Below are 18,350 nucleotides of genomic sequence, written 5' to 3'. Positions count from 1 at the left end.
GTGTACCGCACCCATTGGTCAAGACGTGCCCCGAACGGCATTTTGCACGCCCTGTGACTGGCCATATGCCTTTTTTTCACGGTTTAGAGCGATAAAGCTGACCAAATGGGTATGTTGAGGCGGATATTTCCCCGTCTCTGTGCTAGTTTTGCCCCGTCTTACGCCAAGTCTCGGCGTTAAGCGTGCATTCAGCATTTGTCAGGTCGAACCAATCCCCGTTTCAAGCATCTATAACCCCGATCTCCGTGGTTATGGCCGGGGATGCCAGGCCATGACGGTCGGGCTCGACGGCTGACACTGCACTCTGCAATCCATATGAATTTGATAGGGAAGGAACACCACAATGGCTATTACTAAAGACCAACTGATCGCTGACCTGGCTGAAGCAGTAGACGCACCGAAAACTACCGTGCGTGCTCTGCTGGACCAACTGAGCCAAGTTGTTGCTGATCAGCTGGAAAATGGCGGCGAAATCACTCTGCCAGGCGTTGGCAAACTGAAAGTGACCGAGCGTCCTGCCCGTACTGGCCGTAACCCTTCGACTGGCGCTGCCATCGAAATCGCTGCCAAGAAAGTTATCAAGCTGGTTGTGGCTAAAGGCCTGACCGACGCTGTTAACAAGTAAGACGCAGCAAAAAAACCGTGCTTCGGAGTGATCCGGGCACGGTTTTTTATTGCCTGCGATTTTATTGTAGAGCGCGGTTATTGTGGCGAGGGAGCTTGCTCCCGCTGGAGTGCGCAGCGCTCCCAGGATTTTGGGGCCGCTGCGCTGCCCAGCGGGAGCAAGCTCCCTCGCCACAATGATTCTTATCGAACCCAGCGCTGGCGCCAGATCTGCTGCTCGTTCTTGGTCTGGAACGTCCAGGCCACAAAGCGGCTCTGCTTCTGCCCCTGGGACATCTCCACTACCTGGCTTTCCAGCACGCCGGCTTTTTTCAGCGCCGTTTCGATCGCCGGCAAGTTGGAGGCTTTGGACACCAGGGTGCTGAACCACAGCACTTTATGCGCAAAGTGCGCGCTTTCGGCGATCAACTGCGTCACAAACCGCGCTTCGCCACCTTCACACCACAGTTCGGCCGATTGACCACCGAAGTTAAGCACCGGCAACTTGCGTTTCGGGTCGGCCTTGCCCAAGGCGCGCCATTTACGCTCGCTGCCTTTGGTGGCTTCGTCCATGGATGCATGGAAGGGCGGATTGCACATCGTAAGGTCAAAGCGCTCACCCGGCTCCAGCAGGCCCAACAGGATCTGCTTGGGGTTGGGTTGCTGGCGCAGCTGGATGACCTTGCTCAGGTCGTTGGACTGCACGATGGCCTTGGCGGCGGCCACGGCGGTCGGGTCGACCTCCGAGCCCAGGAAGTTCCAGCGGTACTCCATATAGCCAATCAGCGGGTACACGCAGTTGGCGCCCATACCGATGTCCAGCACCTTGACGATCGAGCCCCGCGGGATCTTGCCGTCGTTGACGCTGGCCAGCAGGTCGGCGAGGAAATGCACATAGTCAGCACGCCCCGGCACCGGCGGGCACAGGTAGTCCGCCGGGATATCCCAATGCTGGATGCCATAGAACGACTTGAGCAGCGCCCGGTTGAACACCCGCACTGCATCCGGGCTGGCGAAGTCGATGCTCTCTTTGCCGTAGGGGTTGATGATCACGAATTTGGCCAGTTCAGGCGTGGTCTTGATCAGCGCCGGGAAGTCGTAACGGCCCGTGTGGCGGTTGCGCGGGTGCAGGGTGGCCTCTTTGCGTGGCGCGACGGGTTTGGCCGTGGCGGCGGTTTTAGGCTTCTTGCGCGGAGGTTTGGGCGTAGTGGGGGCGGTCATGATGATTCTGGGTTTGGCTCAAAGTGGCGGTCATTGTCACACATTCCCGGGGACAACTCGGTCAAATGTGGGAGCTGGCTTGCCTGCGATGCAGGCGACTGGGTGTATCAGGCAGACTGAGGTGATGCTATCGCTGGCAAGCCAGCTCCCACAGGGATAGGGTTTTGATTGGGAAATGGTGTCGTTTTCCTGGACAAAAAAAGAGGCCCGAAGGCCTCTTTCTCTACATGGTTTCCCCTTACAGGCTGGAAATCCGCGCGTGTTGCTCCGCCAGCTTGCCCAAGGCCTGTTCAGCCTCGGCCAACTTGGCGCGTTCTTTCTCGATCACTTCAGCTGGCGCTTTGTCAACGAACGCCGCGTTGGACAGCTTGCCGCCCACTCGCTGCACTTCGCCTTGCAGGCGCGCAATTTCCTTGTCGAGGCGGGCAAGTTCCGCGCCCTTGTCGATCAGGCCGGCCATCGGCACCAGCACTTCCATATCACCGACCAACGCGGTGGCAGACAACGGTGCTTCGGCATCGGCAGCCAATACGGTGATCGACTCCAGCTTGGCCAGTTTCTTGAGCAGCGCATCGTTCTCGCTGAGGCGACGCTGGTCTTCGGCACTGGCGTTCTTGACGAACACGGCCAGCGGCTTGCCCGGCCCGATGTTCATCTCGGCGCGGATGTTGCGTGTGCCGAGCATCAGGGTCTTGAGCCATTCGATATCGCTTTCGGCGGCCTCATCGATGCGCGCTTCGTTGGCCACCGGCCAAGGTTGCAGCATGATGGTCTTGCCTTCGATACCGGCCAGCGGCGCCAGGCGCTGCCAGATTTCTTCGGTGATGAACGGCATGAACGGATGCGCCAGGCGCAGCGCCACTTCGAGCACGCGCACCAGGGTGCGACGGGTGCCGCGCTGGCGTTCGACCGGGGCGTTCTCGTCCCACAGTACCGGCTTGGACAGTTCCAGGTACCAGTCGCAATACTGGTTCCAGATGAACTCGTACAGGGCCTGTGCGGCCAGGTCGAAACGGAACTGGTCGAGCTGGCGGGTCACTTCGGCTTCGGTGCGCTGCAGCTGCGAGATGATCCAGCGATCCGCCAGGCTCAGCTCATAGGCTTCGCCGTTCTGGCCGCAGTCTTCGCCTTTGTCCAGCACGTAGCGCGCCGCGTTCCAGATCTTGTTGCAGAAGTTGCGATAGCCTTCGACGCGGCCCATGTCGAACTTGATGTCGCGACCGGTGGAGGCCAGCGAGCAGAAGGTGAAGCGCAGAGCGTCGGTGCCGTAGCTGGCGATGCCGTCGGCGAATTCGTCGCGGGTCTGCTTCTCGATCTTTTTCGCCAGTTTCGGCTGCATCAGGCCCGAGGTGCGTTTCTGCACCAGGGTTTCCAGGTCGATGCCGTCGATGATGTCCAGCGGGTCCAGGACGTTACCCTTGGACTTGGACATCTTCTGGCCCTGGCCGTCGCGTACCAGGCCGTGTACGTACACGGTCTTGAACGGTACCTGCGGGGTGCCGTCTTCGTTCTTCACCAGGTGCATGGTGAGCATGATCATCCGGGCAACCCAGAAGAAAATGATGTCGAAGCCGGTGACCAGCACGTCGGTGGAGTGGAATTTCTTCAGGAACTCGGTCTGCTGCGGCCAGCCCAGGGTAGAGAAGGTCCACAGGCCCGAACTGAACCAGGTGTCCAGTACGTCGTTGTCCTGTTGCAGCGCGATGTCGGCGCCGAGGTTGTGCTTGGCACGCACTTCGGCTTCGTCGCGGCCTACATAAACCTTGCCCGATTCGTCATACCAGGCCGGAATACGGTGGCCCCACCACAGCTGACGGCTGATGCACCAGTCCTGGATGTCGCGCATCCACGAGAAGTACATGTTTTCGTACTGTTTGGGCACGAACTGGATGCGGCCATCTTCCACGGCGGCAATCGCAGGTTCTGCCAGCGGCTTGGTGGACACGTACCACTGGTCGGTCAGCCACGGCTCGATCACGGTGCCGGAGCGGTCGCCCTTCGGCACTTTCAGGCCGTGGTCGTCGACGCTGACCAGCAAACCGGCGGCGTCGAAGGCAGCTACGATCTGCTTGCGCGCTTCAAAACGGTCCAGACCTGCGTATTCGGCGGGGATCTTGCCGTCGATGCTGTCGTTCAGCGAGCCGTCCAGGTTGAACACCTGGCAGGCCGGCAATACGGCGGCATTTTTGTCGAAGATGTTCAGCAGCGGCAGGTTGTGGCGCTTGCCGACTTCGTAGTCGTTGAAATCGTGGGCCGGGGTGATTTTCACGCAGCCGGTGCCGAACTCAGGGTCGCAATAGTCATCCGCGATGATCGGGATGCGGCGGCCAACCAGCGGCAGTTCGACAAACTTGCCGATCAGCGCCTGGTAGCGCTCGTCGTTCGGGTTAACAGCGACGGCGGCATCGCCGAGCATGGTTTCCGGACGGGTAGTGGCGACGATCAGGTAATCGTTGCCTTCAGCGGTCTTGGCGCCGTCGGCCAGCGGGTACTTGAGGTTCCACAGGAAGCCTTTCTCGTCGTGGTTTTCCACTTCAAGGTCGGAAATCGCCGTGTGCAACTTGGTGTCCCAGTTGACCAGGCGCTTGCCGCGGTAGATCAGGCCGTCTTCGTGCAGGCGCACGAAGGCTTCCTTTACGGCTTCGGACAGGCCGTCGTCCATGGTGAAGCGCTCGCGGCTCCAGTCTACGGACGAACCCAGGCGACGGATCTGACGGCTGATATTGCCGCCGGACTGGTCTTTCCATTCCCAGACTTTCTCCAGGAATTTCTCGCGACCCAGGTCGTGACGGTTCTGGCCGGTGGCTTCCAGTTGGCGTTCCACCAGCATCTGGGTGGCGATGCCGGCGTGGTCGGTGCCCGGTTGCCACAGGGTGTCGCGACCCTGCATGCGGCGGAAGCGGATCAACGCATCCATGATCGCATTGTTGAAGCCATGGCCCATGTGCAGGCTGCCAGTGACGTTCGGTGGCGGGATCATGATGGTGTACGAGTCGCCCGCACCTTGTGGGGCGAAATAGTTCTCGGACTCCCAGGTGTTGTACCAGGAAGTTTCGATAGCGTGGGGCTGGTAGGTCTTATCCATGCGCGGCGGGACCCTAGTTGGCATTTATTCAGGAAAGCCGGCAAGTATAACGGGGGATAGGGGCGAGGGCGAGGCGAAGACGGTTAAGACCGATGCAGAATTAATGTGGGAGCTGGCTTGCCTGCGATGGCGGTGTTTCAGTCAGCATCTTCGGCGACTGATGCGCCGCCATCGCAGGCAAGCCAGCTCCCACAAGGATGGGGGGGACTTTCAGTTCTGGTATTGGCTGAGCAACCGCTCCATCCGCGCATCCATCCGACGCTTGATCTCGGCTTCGATATGCGGCGCAAAGTCGTCGATCACATCCTGCATGATCAATTGCGCGGCGGCGCGCAGTTCGTTGTCCAGGTGCAGCAGCAGGGCATCGGGGGCTTTTTCGGCGGCTGGGGCGGGTTCAGCAACCACAGGTGCCGGCGCGGCAGGCTTGCCGCCGACCATGTCGAACAGCAGCGGGATCTGTACCTCGCCATCGGCCGTCTCGGTCAGCAGCGGCGGTTGCAGGTTGTCATCACCCAGCAACTGACGGATCGACTCCAGGTCATCCAGCAGGTGGTCGTCTTTTTTCAGCGGGTTTGGAGTGTCCATCATGTACTCAAAGTCGTTGTAGCCGGTGATCTTGCAGAGGATAGCCCTGTTCGCGGTAGAAACGGAAACTCTCCCGCGCGGCCTGACGAATAGCCGGGTCTTCCACCACCACTTCCGCCACACGGGCGAACGCTTGGGCAAAGGCCGGTACTTTCAGGTCGAGGTTGACCAGCAAGTCATGGTGATCGCCGCAGTTGTCTCCCAAGCCCAGCACAACCAGGCTTTCAGGTTCGGCTTCGGCGTGGCCGTGGGGCACGAAGCTTTCGCCCTTGAAGCGCCACAGACGGGCATCAAGTTCGTCACGTTGGGCGGCATCGCTGCAGTGCAGGTAGATGCGATGGCCCATACGCCAGGCTTTTTCGGTGAGTTTGCAGGCAAAGTCCAGGCGCGCGAGGGGATCGGCGCTGGGCAATATATAGAAGTCGACTTGGGGCATTGAAAATCCTGGGGTTGGCCTGATGGCCCCTCTGTAGGAGCAAGCTCGCTCCTACAGAGGGGCGCAGGGGCCGCTTAAGCCTTGGCGCGATCCAGCAGGTATTGGGTCAACAGGGGCACCGGACGGCCAGTGGCGCCCTTGTCCTTGCCGCCGCTGGTCCAGGCCGTGCCGGCGATGTCCAGGTGAGCCCAGTTGAAGTTCTTGGCAAAGCGCGACAGGAAGCAGGCCGCCGTGATGGTGCCGGCTTTCGGGCCACCGATGTTGGCGATGTCGGCGAACGGGCTGTCGAGCTGTTCCTGGTACTCATCGAACAGCGGCAGTTGCCAGGCGCGGTCGTCGGCGGCCTTGCCGGCGCTGAGCAGTTGCTCGATCAGTTCGTCGTTGTTGCCCAGCAGGCCCGAAGTGTGGGCGCCCAGGGCAACTACGCAGGCACCGGTCAAGGTAGCGATGTCGATCACGGCCTGGGGCTTGAAGCGCTCGGCGTAGGTCAGGGCGTCGCACAGCACCAGACGGCCTTCGGCGTCGGTGTTGAGGATCTCCACGGTCTGGCCGCTCATGGTGGTGACGATATCGCCCGGGCGAGCCGCGCCGCCGCTCGGCATGTTCTCGGCGCAGGCCAGGATGCACACCAGGTTGATCGGCAGCTTGAGTTCCAGCACGGCACGCAGGGTGCCGAACACGCTGGCGGCGCCGCCCATGTCGTACTTCATCTCGTCCATGCCGGCGCCCGGCTTGAGGCTGATGCCGCCGGTATCGAAGGTGATGCCTTTACCTACCAGGGCGTAAGGCTTCTCGGACTTCTTGCCGCCGTTGTATTGCATCACGATCAGGCGTGGCGGCTGGTCGCTGCCCTGGCCCACGGCATAGAACGAGCCCATGCCCAGGTCCTTGATCTTCTTCTCGTCCAGCACTTCAACCTTCAGGCCCTTGAACTCTTTGCCCAATGCCTTGGCCTGTTCGCCCAGGAACGTCGGGTGGCAGATGTTCGGCGGCAGGTTGCCCAGGTCGCGAGTGAACGACATGCCGTTGGCGATGGCCTGGGCGTGGGTGACGGCGCGCTGGACTTCAGCCTGGGCAGCCTTGATGGTCAGCAGGGTGATTTTCTTCAGGGCGCGGGGTTCGGCTTTCTGGCTCTTGAACTGGTCGAAAATATAGCCGCCGTCCACCAGCGACTCAGCCAGCAGTCGGGTCTTGCCGTAGCTGTCGCGGCCCTTGACCACGATTTCATCGAGTGCCAGCACCGCATCGCTGCCGCCCAGGCCCTTGAGGGTGGTGAGGAGACCGCTGACGATCTTGCGAAACGGACGGTCGCCCAGTTCGGCATCCTTGCCCACGCCCACCAGCAAAACGCGCTCGGCTTTAAGGTTGGGCAGGCTCTGCAGCAGCAGGCTCTGGCCGACCTTGCCGGCCAGGTCACCGCGCTTGAGCACTGCGCTGATAGCGCCGCCGCTCAGTTCGTCCAGTTGCTTGGCGGCGACGCCGAGTGTGCGGCCTTCGCCGACAGCGACCACGAGGGTGGCGGTTTTCAACGTTTCGGGGCTAACGCTTTTTACAACCAATTCCATTTTCGGGTCCCTTATCAAGGTCTGTGAGCCGGGAGCTTGTACTCCGGCTTTAAAGCTCGGCAGCGTTGTAAACCGCCAGCGACAAAGGCCGCAGTTTGAACCTCGCCAGCGGAGCCTGACAACCCTTGGCGCACGCTTTGTGCGTGCGCATGAGTAAGCTCCGTGACAGGCGCGGTCAATCACAGGATAATGCGCCATCTTTTTAGCCGGCCCGTGGTAAACGGGTCGACTCGGTATGCTTGCTTGTTTGGCCGCCTTAGCCTGACAACCCTGGAGTGTCTGGTTTGATTGTCTTCCGTTATCTGTCCCGCGAAGTCCTGTTGACCCTGAGTGCCGTGAGTGCGGTGTTGCTGGTCATCATCATGAGTGGTCGTTTCGTCAAGTTCCTGGCCCAAGCCGCCGCTGGCGCCCTGGATCCGGGCTCACTGTTCCTGATCATGGGCTACCGGATGCCCGGCATGCTGCAGTTGATCCTGCCGCTTGGCCTGTTTCTCGGCATATTGCTGGCCTATGGCCGGCTGTACCTGGAAAGCGAGATGACCGTGCTGTCGGCCACCGGCATGAGCCAGCAGCGCCTGCTGGCCATGACCATGGTGCCTGCCGCCGGTGTTGCTCTGGTGGTGGCCTGGTTGAGCATGAGCCTGGCGCCCCAGGGGGCCATGCAATTCCAGCTGCTGCTGAACAAGCAGGATGCGATGACGGAGTTCGACACCCTCGAGCCCGGTCGCTTCCAGGCGCTCAGCGACGGCTCGCGGGTGACCTACACCGAAACCATGACCGACGACCGTTCCAACCTCGGCGGTGTGTTCATTTCCCAGAAGAACCTCGGCCAGAACCAGAAAGACCGTGGCATTACCATCCTGGTGGCCGACAGCGGTCGCCAGGAAATCCGCCCCGATGGCAACCGCTACCTGATCCTGGAAAACGGCTACCGCTACGACGGCAGCCCTGGCCTGGCGGATTATCGGGCGATCAAGTACGACACCTACGGCGTCATGCTGCCCAAGGCCGAGATCAGTGACGAGGTCACCGACCGCGACGCACTGCCCACCTCATCGCTGTTCGGCAGCCCGGAGTTGCGCTCCATCGCCGAGTTGCAATGGCGCCTGTCCCTGCCGCTGTTGGTGTTTATCGTGACCTTGATGGCCGTGCCGCTGTCGCGCGTCAACCCGCGCCAAGGGCGTTTCCTCAAGTTGCTGCCGGCGATCCTGCTGTACATGGCCTACCTGACCATCCTGATTTCTGCCCGTGGTTCCCTGGAAAAGGGCAAGTTGCCGCCAGCGCTGGGCCTGTGGTGGGTGCACGGGGTTTTCCTGATGATCGGCCTGGGGCTGCTCTACTGGGAACCTATCCGTTTGAAAATGAAGAGCCGTCGTGGCCTGAAGGAGTTGGCCCGTGGCTAAGCTTGATCGCTACATCGGCATTAGCGTACTGATCGCCATCCTCGCGGTACTGGGCATCATCCTCGGCCTGGCCTTGTTGTTCGCCTTCATTGATGAAGTGGGCAACGTTACTGACACTTACACAGTCACGGACGTGCTGAGCTACGTCGCACTGACCGCGCCGCGTCGTCTCTACGACATGATGCCAATGGCCGCGCTGATTGGTTGCCTGATCGGCCTGGGTACCCTGGCCAGCAACAGCGAGCTGACCATCATGCGCGCCGCCGGGGTGTCTATCGGCCGTATCGTCTGGGCGGTGATGAAGCCGATGCTGCTGCTGATGGCGTGCAGCGTGCTGATCGGTGAGTACGTCGCGCCACCGGCCGAAGCCACCGCCCAGGCCAATCGCGCCCTGGCCCAGGGTTCGGGCGATGCGCAAAGCGCCAAGCATGGCCTGTGGCACCGCCAAGGTGACGAGTTCATTCACATCAACGCCGTGCAGCCGGGTGGCCTGTTGATCGGGGTGACCCGCTACACCTTCGACAAAGAACGGCACATGCTGTCGTCCAGCTTCGCCAAGCGCGCGCAGTACAGTGGCGAGCAATGGCAACTGAGCGACGTCACCACCACGCACTTCCGTAACGTGGGCCAGGGCACCCAGTCCAGCACCGAAGTGGTCAACGTGCCGACCGAACAGTGGGATATCGCCCTCAAGCCGGAATTGCTCAATACCGTGGTCATGGTGCCGGAAGCCCTGCCGATCTCCGGTTTGTGGAGCTATATCCACTACCTCAAGGAACAGGGTTTGAACAATGGCCGCTACTGGCTGGCGTTCTGGGTGAAAGTCTTGCAGCCGGTGGTTACCGCCGCCTTGGTGTTGATGGCGATTTCCTTCATTTTCGGGCCATTACGCTCCGTGACCCTGGGCCAACGGGTATTTACCGGCGTGCTGGTGGGCTTCACCTTCCGCATCGCCCAGGATTTGCTTGGGCCGTCGAGCCTGGTATTCGGCTTCTCGCCGCTGTTTGCGGTGCTGGTGCCTACGGCCATCTGCGCCGTGGCTGGGTTCTGGCTGCTGCGCCGGGCGGGTTGAAGCCGCGCTCGCGAACGTCTGCGAAACGCCGCGTTTATCCAGAATAAGCGCGTTATCGTTGGCGATTTTCGCGAGCAAGCTCGCTCCTACAGTTTTAAGCCCCATTAAAGTGGGGCTTTTTTGTATTGGTCAGCAAAGATGACGTCTGGCCTGAGCATCAGGTACAATTCCCGGCTATTTTTCAGCGGGCAATCTGCCTGCAGCCTTTTTGAGTGTTGATCCGTGAGTGATTTGAGTCATATCCGCAATTTCTCCATCATCGCCCACATTGACCATGGCAAGTCGACGCTGGCCGATCGATTTATCCAGATGTGCGGCGGCCTTGCCGAGCGTGAAATGGAAGCCCAGGTACTGGACTCCATGGACCTCGAACGCGAGCGCGGGATCACCATCAAGGCCCACAGCGTCACGCTGTACTACAAGGCCAAAGACGGCATCACTTACCAACTGAACTTCATTGACACCCCTGGTCACGTTGACTTCACCTACGAAGTCAGCCGTTCGCTGGCGGCCTGTGAAGGTGCGTTGCTGGTGGTCGATGCCGGCCAGGGCGTCGAGGCGCAGTCGGTTGCCAACTGCTACACCGCGATCGAGCAGGGCCTGGAAGTCATGCCCGTGCTCAACAAGATCGACCTGCCCCAGGCCGAGCCTGAGCGCGTCAAGGAAGAGATCGAGAAGATCATCGGCATCGATGCCACCGACGCCGTCACCTGCAGCGCCAAGACCGGCCTGGGTGTCGACGAAGTGCTCGAACGCCTGGTGCACACCATTCCCGCGCCGACCGGCAACTACGAAGATCCGCTGCAAGCGTTGATCATCGACTCCTGGTTCGACAACTACCTGGGCGTTGTGTCCCTGGTGCGCGTGCGCCATGGCCGTGTGAAGAAGGGCGACAAGATCCTGGTCAAGTCCACCGGCAAGATCCACCTGGTGGACAGCGTCGGTGTATTCAACCCCAAGCACACCGCTACCGTTGATCTGAAAGCCGGTGAAGTAGGCTTCATTATCGCCGGCATCAAGGACATTCATGGTGCGCCAGTAGGTGACACCCTGACCTTGAGCTCCACGCCAGACGTCGACGTGCTGCCCGGCTTCAAGCGCATCCAGCCACAGGTCTACGCCGGCCTGTTCCCGGTCAGCTCCGATGACTTCGAAGATTTCCGCGAAGCCCTGCAAAAACTGACCCTCAACGACTCGTCGTTGCAGTACACCCCGGAAAGCTCCGACGCGCTGGGCTTCGGCTTCCGTTGCGGGTTCCTGGGCATGCTGCACATGGAGATCATCCAGGAGCGCCTTGAGCGCGAATACGACCTGGACCTGATCACCACCGCGCCAACCGTTATTTTTGAGTTGCTGCTCAAAACCGGTGAAACGATTTACGTCGACAACCCCTCCAAGCTTCCGGACCTGTCGGCCATCGAAGACATGCGCGAGCCGATCGTGCGGGCCAATATCCTGGTACCGCAGGAACACTTGGGCAACGTCATTACACTGTGTATCGAAAAGCGTGGCGTGCAGCGCGACATGCTGTTCCTCGGTACTCAGGTACAAGTGACCTACGATATGCCGATGAACGAAGTGGTCCTGGACTTCTTCGACCGTCTCAAGTCCACCAGTCGCGGCTATGCTTCGCTGGACTACCATTTCGATCGTTACCAATCGGCTAATCTGGTGAAACTGGATGTGCTGATCAACGGCGACAAGGTAGATGCCCTGGCACTGATCGTGCACAAGGACAACGCGCATTACAAAGGTCGCCAACTGACCGAGAAGATGAAAGAACTGATTCCGCGCCAGATGTTCGACGTCGCGATCCAGGCCGCCATCGGCGGGCAGATCATTGCACGGACTTCCGTCAAGGCTCTCAGAAAGAACGTACTGGCCAAATGCTACGGCGGTGACGTAAGCCGTAAGCGCAAACTGCTTGAGAAGCAAAAGGCCGGTAAAAAACGCATGAAGCAAGTAGGCAACGTGGAAGTTCCACAAGAAGCCTTCCTTGCGGTGCTCAGGTTGGATAGTTAGGTCCTATGTCACTAAATTTCCCGCTGTTGCTGGTCATTGCCGTTGCCGTCTGTGGTCTCCTGGCGTTGCTCGATCTGGTGTTCTTCGCCCCGCGTCGTCGGGCGGCCATTGCTTCCTATCAGGGCAGCGTCAGCCAGCCCGATGCGGTGGTGGTCGAGAAGCTGAACAAAGAGCCCTTGCTGGTTGAGTACGGCAAGTCGTTCTTCCCGGTGTTGTTCATCGTGCTGGTGTTGCGCTCGTTTCTGGTAGAGCCGTTCCAGATCCCTTCGGGGTCGATGAAACCGACCCTGGATGTGGGCGACTTCATCCTGGTGAACAAGTTTTCCTACGGCATTCGCCTGCCGGTGATCGACAAAAAAGTCATCCCCGTGGGTGACCCGCAGCGCGGCGATGTGATGGTGTTCCGCTACCCAAGCGACCCGAACGTCAACTACATCAAACGTGTGGTCGGCCTGCCGGGCGACGTGGTGCGCTACACCAGCGACAAGCGCCTGTTCATCAACGGTGAGTCGGTGGCCGAGAAGCTGCTGGGCGCCGAGCCGAATACCCTGGGCAGCGCCGAGCTGTACCAGGAAAAACTCGGCGCGGTGGAGCACCAAATCCGCAAGGAAATGAGCCGCTACCGCGCGATGCCGGATGGCCAGTGGAAAGTGCCTGCCGGGCATTACTTCATGATGGGCGACAACCGCGACAACTCCAACGACAGCCGCTACTGGGATGACCCCAACATTCCCAAGGACTTGCTGGGCATGGTGCCCGACGAGAACATTGTCGGCAAAGCCTTCGCGGTCTGGATGAGTTGGCCGGAACCCAAGCTCAGCCACCTGCCGAACTTCTCGCGGGTCGGGCTGATCAAGTAATACAAGCGGCGCTGTGAACACAGCGCCGAATGCTTTTCTGGGGCTTGGACATTTTCCGATGCCCGGTACCCATCAGGATTTGAATTTGAACACTGCGTCAATCGTCGATGGCCGCCGGTGCCATCAACTAGATATGGATAAACCGTGACCGTTTCTCTAAGTCGTCTCGAGCGTCAGCTCGGCTACACCTTCAAGGACCAGGAATTGATGGTCCTTGCCCTCACACACCGCAGCTTTGCAGGGCGCAATAACGAGCGCCTGGAATTCCTCGGTGACGCTATCCTCAATTTCGCCGCCGGCGAGGCGCTGTTCGAGCGCTTCCCCCAAGCGCGAGAAGGCCAGCTGTCGCGCCTGCGCGCACGCCTTGTGAAAGGCGAGACCCTGGCCGTGCTGGCCCGAGGCTTTGGCCTGGGCGAGTACCTGCGGCTGGGTTCCGGTGAGTTGAAAAGCGGCGGTTTCCGTCGCGAGTCAATCCTGGCTGATGCCCTGGAAGCCTTGATCGGTGCGATCTACCTCGATGCCGGGATGGAGACGGCCAAGGAACGCGTTGTCGCCTGGCTGGCCTCGGAAATCGAAAGCCTGACGCTGGTAGACACCAACAAGGATCCCAAGACCCGCCTGCAAGAGTACCTGCAGTCCCGCGGTTGCGAACTGCCACGCTACGAAGTGGTGGATATCCAGGGCGAGCCCCATTGCCGGGTGTTCTTCGTGGAATGTGAAATCACTTTATTGAACGAAAAAAGCCGAGGTCAGGGTGTGAGCCGTCGTATTGCCGAACAGGTAGCGGCCGCTGCAGCACTGATTGCCCTGGGCGTGGAGAATGGCCATGACTGATTCAACCGCAACACGCTGTGGCTATGTTGCCATCGTCGGCCGCCCGAACGTGGGCAAGTCCACGCTGCTCAACCACATCCTCGGCCAGAAGCTCGCGATCACCTCGCGCAAGCCCCAGACCACCCGCCACAACATGCTGGGCATCAAGACCGAAGGCAACGTGCAAGCGGTGTATGTCGATACCCCTGGCATGCACAAAGGCGGCGAGAAAGCCCTGAACCGCTACATGAACAAGACCGCCTCGGCCGCGTTGAAAGACGTCGACGTGGTGATCTTCGTGGTTGACCGCACCAAGTGGACCGACGAAGACCAGATGGTCCTCGAGCGTGTGCAATACGTGACCGGCCCGTTGATCGTCGCGCTGAACAAGACCGACCGTATCGAAGACAAAGCCGAGCTGATGCCGCACCTGACCTGGTTGCAGGAGCAACTGCCGAACGCCCAGATCATGCCGATCTCGGCCCAGCACGGCCACAACCTCGAAGCCCTGGAGCGCGTGATCGCCGGTTACCTGCCAGAAAACGAGCACTTCTTCCCGGAAGACCAGATCACCGACCGCAGCAGCCGCTTCCTTGCCGCCGAACTGGTCCGCGAGAAAATCATGCGCCAGATGGGCGCCGAGCTGCCGTACCAGATCACCGTCGAAATCGAAGAGTTCAAGCAGCAGGGCAAGACCTTGCATATCCATGCGTTGATCCTCGTCGAACGTGACGGCCAGAAGAAAATCATCATTGGCGACAAGGGCGAGCGCATCAAGCGCATCGGCACCGAAGCGCGCAAGGATATGGAGTTGCTGTTCGACTCCAAGATCATGCTCAACCTGTGGGTGAAGGTGAAGGGTGGCTGGTCCGATGATGAGCGTGCGTTGCGCTCCCTGGGCTACGGCGACCTGTAACGGGCCTCGAACACACTGCAAAACTTTGTGGGAGCGGGCTTGCCCGCGATGAGGATGTAACATTCGGCAGAGATGTTGACTGTGACGCCGCCATCGCGGGCAAGCCCGCTCCCACATTGGATCGGCGCTGTTTCACGTTCTGCGAGAGAGCCTCATGTCCGCCTCCCCCCCCAGCCAACTTGCCTATGTCCTGCACAGCCGCGCCTACCGCGAAACCAGTGCGCTGGTGGACTTCCTCACGCCCCAAGGCCGCCTGCGCGCGGTATTGCGCAGCGCGCGGGGCAAGGCGGGCACCTTGGCGCGGCCGTTCGTGGCGCTGGACGTGGAGTTTCGCGGCAAGGGCGAGCTGAAAAACGTCGGCCGCCTGGAAAGCGTTGGCACCTCGGCCTGGCTGAATGGCGATGCGTTATTCAGCGGCCTTTACCTCAATGAGCTGCTGATCCGCCTGCTGCCCGCCGAAGACCCGCACCCGGCAGTCTTTGATCACTACGCTGCCACCTTGCTGGCCCTCGCTGAAGGCCGTCCGCTGGAACCGCTGCTGCGCGCTTTCGAATGGCGTTTGCTCGACGACCTTGGCTACGGCTTCGAACTGGCCAACGACTTGCACGGAGAGCCCATCGCCGCCGATGGCATGTATCGCCTGCAAGTCGATGCGGGGCTTGAGCGCGTGTACCTGCTGCAGCCCGGCCTGTTTCAGGGCACCGAACTGCTGGCCATGAGTGAGGCCGACTGGCACGCTCCCGGTGCGCTGTCCGCCGCCAAGCGCCTGATGCGCCAGGCCCTGGCCGTGCACCTGGGCGGGCGTCCGCTGGTCAGTCGCGAGTTGTTTCGAAAGCCCTGACATCCCCGTGTATGCTGTGCACCGATTCTTTCCCTTTTCAGGAGCGCTTCCGTGACCACCAGCAATCGCATTCTTCTTGGCGTCAACATCGACCACGTCGCCACCCTGCGCCAGGCCCGGGGCACCCGTTACCCTGACCCGGTCAAGGCCGCGCTGGACGCCGAAGAAGCGGGTGCCGACGGCATCACCGTGCACCTGCGCGAAGACCGCCGCCACATCCAGGAGCGCGACGTGCTGCTGCTCAAGGACGTGCTGCAAACCCGCATGAACTTCGAAATGGGCGTCACTGAAGAAATGATGGCGTTCGCCGAGCGCATCCGCCCGGCGCATATCTGCCTGGTACCGGAAACCCGCCAGGAGTTGACCACCGAAGGCGGCCTCGACGTCGCGGGCCAGGAAGCGCGGATCAAGGCCGCGGTGGAGCGCCTGTCGCGGATCGGCAGTGAAGTCTCGCTGTTTATCGACGCCGACGAACGCCAGATCGAAGCCTCCCGCCGTGTGGGTGCGCCGGCCATCGAACTGCACACCGGTCGCTACGCCGATGCCACCACGCCGACCGAAGTGGCCGACGAACTGCAACGCATCATCGACGGCGTGAACTGCGGGCTCAGCGAAGGCTTGATCGTCAATGCCGGCCATGGCTTGCATTACCACAATGTCGAAGCCGTGGCAGCGATCAAGGGCATCAACGAACTGAACATCGGCCATGCGCTGGTCGCGCACGCGCTTTTTGTCGGTTTCAAAGGCGCCGTGGCCGAGATGAAAGCCCTGATTCTGGCCGCTGCCAAGCACTGATAAACAATGAAGATCATTGTGGGAGCTGGCTTGCCTGCGATAGCGGAGTGTCAGTTGACGCATTCGTAGCTGGCCCACTGCAATCGCAGGCAAGCCAGCTCCCACATGATGAGTCGTCGGCGTTTTTGGCATGCGGCAATGCGAAGCCTTACTGTTTAGCCGACGCAGGTGTATCGTATCAGCCCTTTGCGGGCCCTTGGCCTGCGGCAGATACGCGAGGTTGTTGTGTCCCGATCCTTTTCCCGTCGACAAATCCTGGGTGGTCTTGCTGGCCTGGCCGTAGTAGGCGTCGGTGCCGGCGGTGGCTACCGCTACTGGCTGGGGAAAGTCGCTGAGTCCGAGGCGGGGCACGATTACGAGCTGATCGCCGCGCCCCTGGACGTAGAGTTGGTGCCGGGGCATAAGACCCAGGCCTGGGCGTTCGGCCCATCGGCGCCGGGCACCGAGTTGCGGGTGCGCCAAGGCGAATGGCTGCGGGTGCGCTTTATCAACCATCTGCCAGTCGCCACTACCATCCACTGGCACGGCATCCGCCTGCCGCTGGAGATGGACGGCGTGCCCTACGTCTCGCAATTGCCGGTGCTGCCTGGCGAATACTTCGACTATAAATTCCGCGTACCCGATGCCGGCAGCTACTGGTATCACCCTCACGTGAGCAGCAGCGAAGAACTCGGCCGTGGCCTGGTCGGCCCGTTGATCGTGGAAGAGCGCGAACCCACCGGTTTCAAGTACGAACGCACTTTGAGCCTGAAGAACTGGCACATCGACGAAGAGGGCGCGTTTGTCGAGTTCAGCATCCCCCGTGAAGCGGCGCGTGGCGGCACGGCCGGGCGTCTGTCGACCATCAATGGGGTGCCCCAGGCGGTCATCGACCTGCCGGCTGGGCAAATCACCCGCGTGCGCCTGCTCAACCTCGATAACACTGTGACCTATCGCCTCAATATTCCCGGGGTCGAAGCGCAGATCTACGCGTTGGACGGCAACCCCATCGAGCCGCGCCCGTTGGGCAAGGAATATTGGCTGGGCCCGGGCATGCGTATTTGCCTGGCGATCAAGGCGCCACCGGCGGGCGAAGAACTGTCGTTGCGCAACGGCCCGGTGCGCCTTGGCACCTTCCGCTCGGTGGCCAATACCGACGCGCCTACCCTGTGGCCACCGGCATTGCCGGCCAACCCGGTTGCCGAGCCAGACCTGGCCAATGCCGAGAAACTCAACTTCAATTTCGAATGGGTCGGTTCAGTGTCGGTCAATGTCGAAAACGGCAAGCCGCCGAGCCTGTGGCAGATCAACGGCCAGGCCTGGGACATCACCGACAAGACCTGTGCCGACCGCCCGATTGCCAAGCTGGAGAAGGGTAAGAGCTATATTTTCGAATTGAAGAACATGACCCAATACCAGCACCCGATCCACCTGCACGGGATGAGCTTCAAGGTGCTTGCGTCCAACCGCCACAAGGTGATCCCGTACTTCACCGACACCTATCTGCTGGGCAAGAACGAACGCGCCCGCGTGGCCTTGGTGGCGGATAACCCAGGGGTGTGGATGTTCCATTGCCATGTGATCGACCACATGGAAACCGGCCTGATGGCCGCCATCGAGGTGGCGTGATGCGCCAGATTCGCCCCGCCGCGATTATCGACCGCAGCCGCGACCAGGACTTTATGCGCGAAGCCCTGGCGCTCGCCGCCCAAGGCGCTGCATTGGGCGAAGTGCCGGTGGGTGCGGTGCTGGTGCAGGCCGGTGAAATCATCGGCCGCGGCTTCAACTGCCCCATCAGCGGCAACGACCCCAGCGCCCATGCCGAAATGGTCGCGATCCGCGCTGCTGCACAAGCGATCAGCAACTATCGGCTGGTGGGCAGCACGCTGTACGTGACGCTGGAACCGTGCAGCATGTGTGCCGGGCTGATCGTGCATTCGCGGGTGGCGCGGGTGGTGTATGGCGCGTTGGAGCCGAAGGCGGGCATCGTGCAAAGCCAGGGGCAGTTTTTTACCCAGGGTTTTCTTAACCATCGGGTGTTGTTTGAGGGCGGGGTATTGGCCGAGGAGTGTGGGGCTGTCCTGAGCGAGTTCTTCAAGGCTCGCCGGGCCAAGCCACCACTCTAAAGAACACTGAAATATCAATGTGGGAGCT

The 18,350-nt window shown here is 60.8% G+C and carries 16 protein-coding genes; 11 read left to right on the top strand and 5 right to left on the bottom strand.

Annotation, left to right across the window (positions count from 1 at the left end; translation table 11 throughout):
- The first annotated feature begins 343 nt into the window (after nt 1-343).
- Nucleotides 344-625 carry an HU family DNA-binding protein gene (locus MHH62_RS10595; RefSeq protein WP_003188840.1) on the top strand — a complete coding sequence of 94 codons (282 nt, stop codon included), beginning with the start codon at nt 344-346 and terminating at the stop codon, nt 623-625.
- Between the two features lie 182 nt (nt 626-807).
- On the opposite strand, the gene rlmF is transcribed toward MHH62_RS10595, so the two are convergent.
- The 5 genes from rlmF to MHH62_RS10570 form a co-directional block, all read right to left on the bottom strand.
- Nucleotides 808-1,824: a 23S rRNA (adenine(1618)-N(6))-methyltransferase RlmF gene (rlmF, locus tag MHH62_RS10590; protein WP_014717070.1), complete on the bottom strand. Its 1,017-nt coding sequence runs from the start codon at nt 1,822-1,824 to the stop codon at nt 808-810.
- A 238-nt stretch (nt 1,825-2,062) separates the two neighbouring features.
- Nucleotides 2,063-4,909, bottom strand: coding sequence for a valine--tRNA ligase (locus tag MHH62_RS10585; RefSeq protein ID WP_005785134.1), 2,847 nt, complete (start codon nt 4,907-4,909; stop codon nt 2,063-2,065).
- Between the two features lie 210 nt (nt 4,910-5,119).
- A complete protein-coding gene (locus MHH62_RS10580) occupies nt 5,120-5,494 on the bottom strand; it encodes a hypothetical protein (RefSeq protein WP_003188844.1) in 375 nt (124 codons plus the stop codon).
- 7 nt (nt 5,495-5,501) lie between these two features.
- Entirely contained in the window at nt 5,502-5,930 is a 429-nt protein-coding gene (locus tag MHH62_RS10575; RefSeq protein ID WP_336826988.1) for a DNA polymerase III subunit chi, read from the bottom strand.
- A gap of 74 nt (nt 5,931-6,004) precedes the next feature.
- Nucleotides 6,005-7,495: a leucyl aminopeptidase gene (locus MHH62_RS10570; protein ID WP_014717073.1), complete on the bottom strand. Its 1,491-nt coding sequence runs from the start codon at nt 7,493-7,495 to the stop codon at nt 6,005-6,007.
- A gap of 284 nt (nt 7,496-7,779) precedes the next feature.
- Between MHH62_RS10570 and lptF the strand changes: the two genes are divergently transcribed.
- From lptF to tadA, 10 genes are all read left to right on the top strand, one after another.
- Nucleotides 7,780-8,898: an LPS export ABC transporter permease LptF gene (gene lptF, locus MHH62_RS10565; protein WP_003188848.1), complete on the top strand. Its 1,119-nt coding sequence runs from the start codon at nt 7,780-7,782 to the stop codon at nt 8,896-8,898.
- Nucleotides 8,891-9,970 carry an LPS export ABC transporter permease LptG gene (lptG, locus tag MHH62_RS10560; protein WP_003188851.1) on the top strand — a complete coding sequence of 360 codons (1,080 nt, stop codon included), beginning with the start codon at nt 8,891-8,893 and terminating at the stop codon, nt 9,968-9,970. The genes lptF and lptG overlap by 8 nt, the downstream gene beginning before the upstream one ends.
- Nucleotides 9,971-10,192: 222 nt before the next feature.
- Nucleotides 10,193-11,992: a translation elongation factor 4 gene (gene lepA, locus MHH62_RS10555; protein ID WP_003188853.1), complete on the top strand. Its 1,800-nt coding sequence runs from the start codon at nt 10,193-10,195 to the stop codon at nt 11,990-11,992.
- A 5-nt stretch (nt 11,993-11,997) separates the two neighbouring features.
- Nucleotides 11,998-12,852 carry a signal peptidase I gene (gene lepB / locus MHH62_RS10550; RefSeq protein ID WP_003188855.1) on the top strand — a complete coding sequence of 285 codons (855 nt, stop codon included), beginning with the start codon at nt 11,998-12,000 and terminating at the stop codon, nt 12,850-12,852.
- A gap of 144 nt (nt 12,853-12,996) precedes the next feature.
- Entirely contained in the window at nt 12,997-13,686 is a 690-nt protein-coding gene (gene rnc, locus MHH62_RS10545) for a ribonuclease III (RefSeq protein WP_003188856.1), read from the top strand.
- Entirely contained in the window at nt 13,679-14,581 is a 903-nt protein-coding gene (gene era, locus MHH62_RS10540; RefSeq protein WP_005785147.1) for a GTPase Era, read from the top strand. The genes rnc and era overlap by 8 nt, the downstream gene beginning before the upstream one ends.
- Nucleotides 14,582-14,735: 154 nt before the next feature.
- Nucleotides 14,736-15,422 carry a DNA repair protein RecO gene (gene recO / locus MHH62_RS10535; RefSeq protein WP_019817662.1) on the top strand — a complete coding sequence of 229 codons (687 nt, stop codon included), beginning with the start codon at nt 14,736-14,738 and terminating at the stop codon, nt 15,420-15,422.
- A gap of 51 nt (nt 15,423-15,473) precedes the next feature.
- The gene (pdxJ, locus tag MHH62_RS10530) at nt 15,474-16,217 is read left to right on the top strand and encodes a pyridoxine 5'-phosphate synthase (protein ID WP_014717076.1); all 744 of its coding nucleotides are present in this window, start codon (nt 15,474-15,476) and stop codon (nt 16,215-16,217) included.
- 225 nt (nt 16,218-16,442) lie between these two features.
- Nucleotides 16,443-17,825 (top strand): multicopper oxidase family protein, encoded by a 1,383-nt coding sequence (locus MHH62_RS10525; RefSeq protein WP_103452428.1) that lies wholly within the window; start codon nt 16,443-16,445, stop codon nt 17,823-17,825.
- Nucleotides 17,825-18,322, top strand: coding sequence for a tRNA adenosine(34) deaminase TadA (tadA, locus tag MHH62_RS10520; RefSeq protein WP_339232920.1), 498 nt, complete (start codon nt 17,825-17,827; stop codon nt 18,320-18,322). The genes MHH62_RS10525 and tadA overlap by 1 nt, the downstream gene beginning before the upstream one ends.
- Nucleotides 18,323-18,350: the final 28 nt, after the last annotated feature.

The organism is Pseudomonas sp. FSL L8-0168 (assembly GCF_037976155.1).
GTDB lineage: Bacteria > Pseudomonadota > Gammaproteobacteria > Pseudomonadales > Pseudomonadaceae > Aquipseudomonas > Aquipseudomonas paracarnis.
The sequence above is the reverse complement of the archived record's forward strand: the minus strand, read 5'-3'. Positions and strand labels throughout refer to the sequence as shown.

What these genes read in the sequence shown, in the direction of transcription:
- tadA (WP_339232920.1), top strand. Translation starts at nt 17,825, where the DNA reads ATGCGCCAGATTCGCCCCGCCGCGATTATCGACCGCAGCCGCGACCAG.
- era (WP_005785147.1), top strand. Translation starts at nt 13,679, where the DNA reads ATGACTGATTCAACCGCAACACGCTGTGGCTATGTTGCCATCGTCGGC.
- MHH62_RS10585 (WP_005785134.1), bottom strand. Translation starts at nt 4,909, where the DNA reads ATGGATAAGACCTACCAGCCCCACGCTATCGAAACTTCCTGGTACAAC.
- lepB (WP_003188855.1), top strand. Translation starts at nt 11,998, where the DNA reads ATGTCACTAAATTTCCCGCTGTTGCTGGTCATTGCCGTTGCCGTCTGT.
- MHH62_RS10595 (WP_003188840.1), top strand. Translation starts at nt 344, where the DNA reads ATGGCTATTACTAAAGACCAACTGATCGCTGACCTGGCTGAAGCAGTA.
- MHH62_RS10580 (WP_003188844.1), bottom strand. Translation starts at nt 5,494, where the DNA reads ATGGACACTCCAAACCCGCTGAAAAAAGACGACCACCTGCTGGATGAC.
- MHH62_RS10570 (WP_014717073.1), bottom strand. Translation starts at nt 7,495, where the DNA reads ATGGAATTGGTTGTAAAAAGCGTTAGCCCCGAAACGTTGAAAACCGCC.
- MHH62_RS10575 (WP_336826988.1), bottom strand. Translation starts at nt 5,930, where the DNA reads ATGCCCCAAGTCGACTTCTATATATTGCCCAGCGCCGATCCCCTCGCG.
- rlmF (WP_014717070.1), bottom strand. Translation starts at nt 1,824, where the DNA reads ATGACCGCCCCCACTACGCCCAAACCTCCGCGCAAGAAGCCTAAAACC.
- recO (WP_019817662.1), top strand. Translation starts at nt 14,736, where the DNA reads ATGTCCGCCTCCCCCCCCAGCCAACTTGCCTATGTCCTGCACAGCCGC.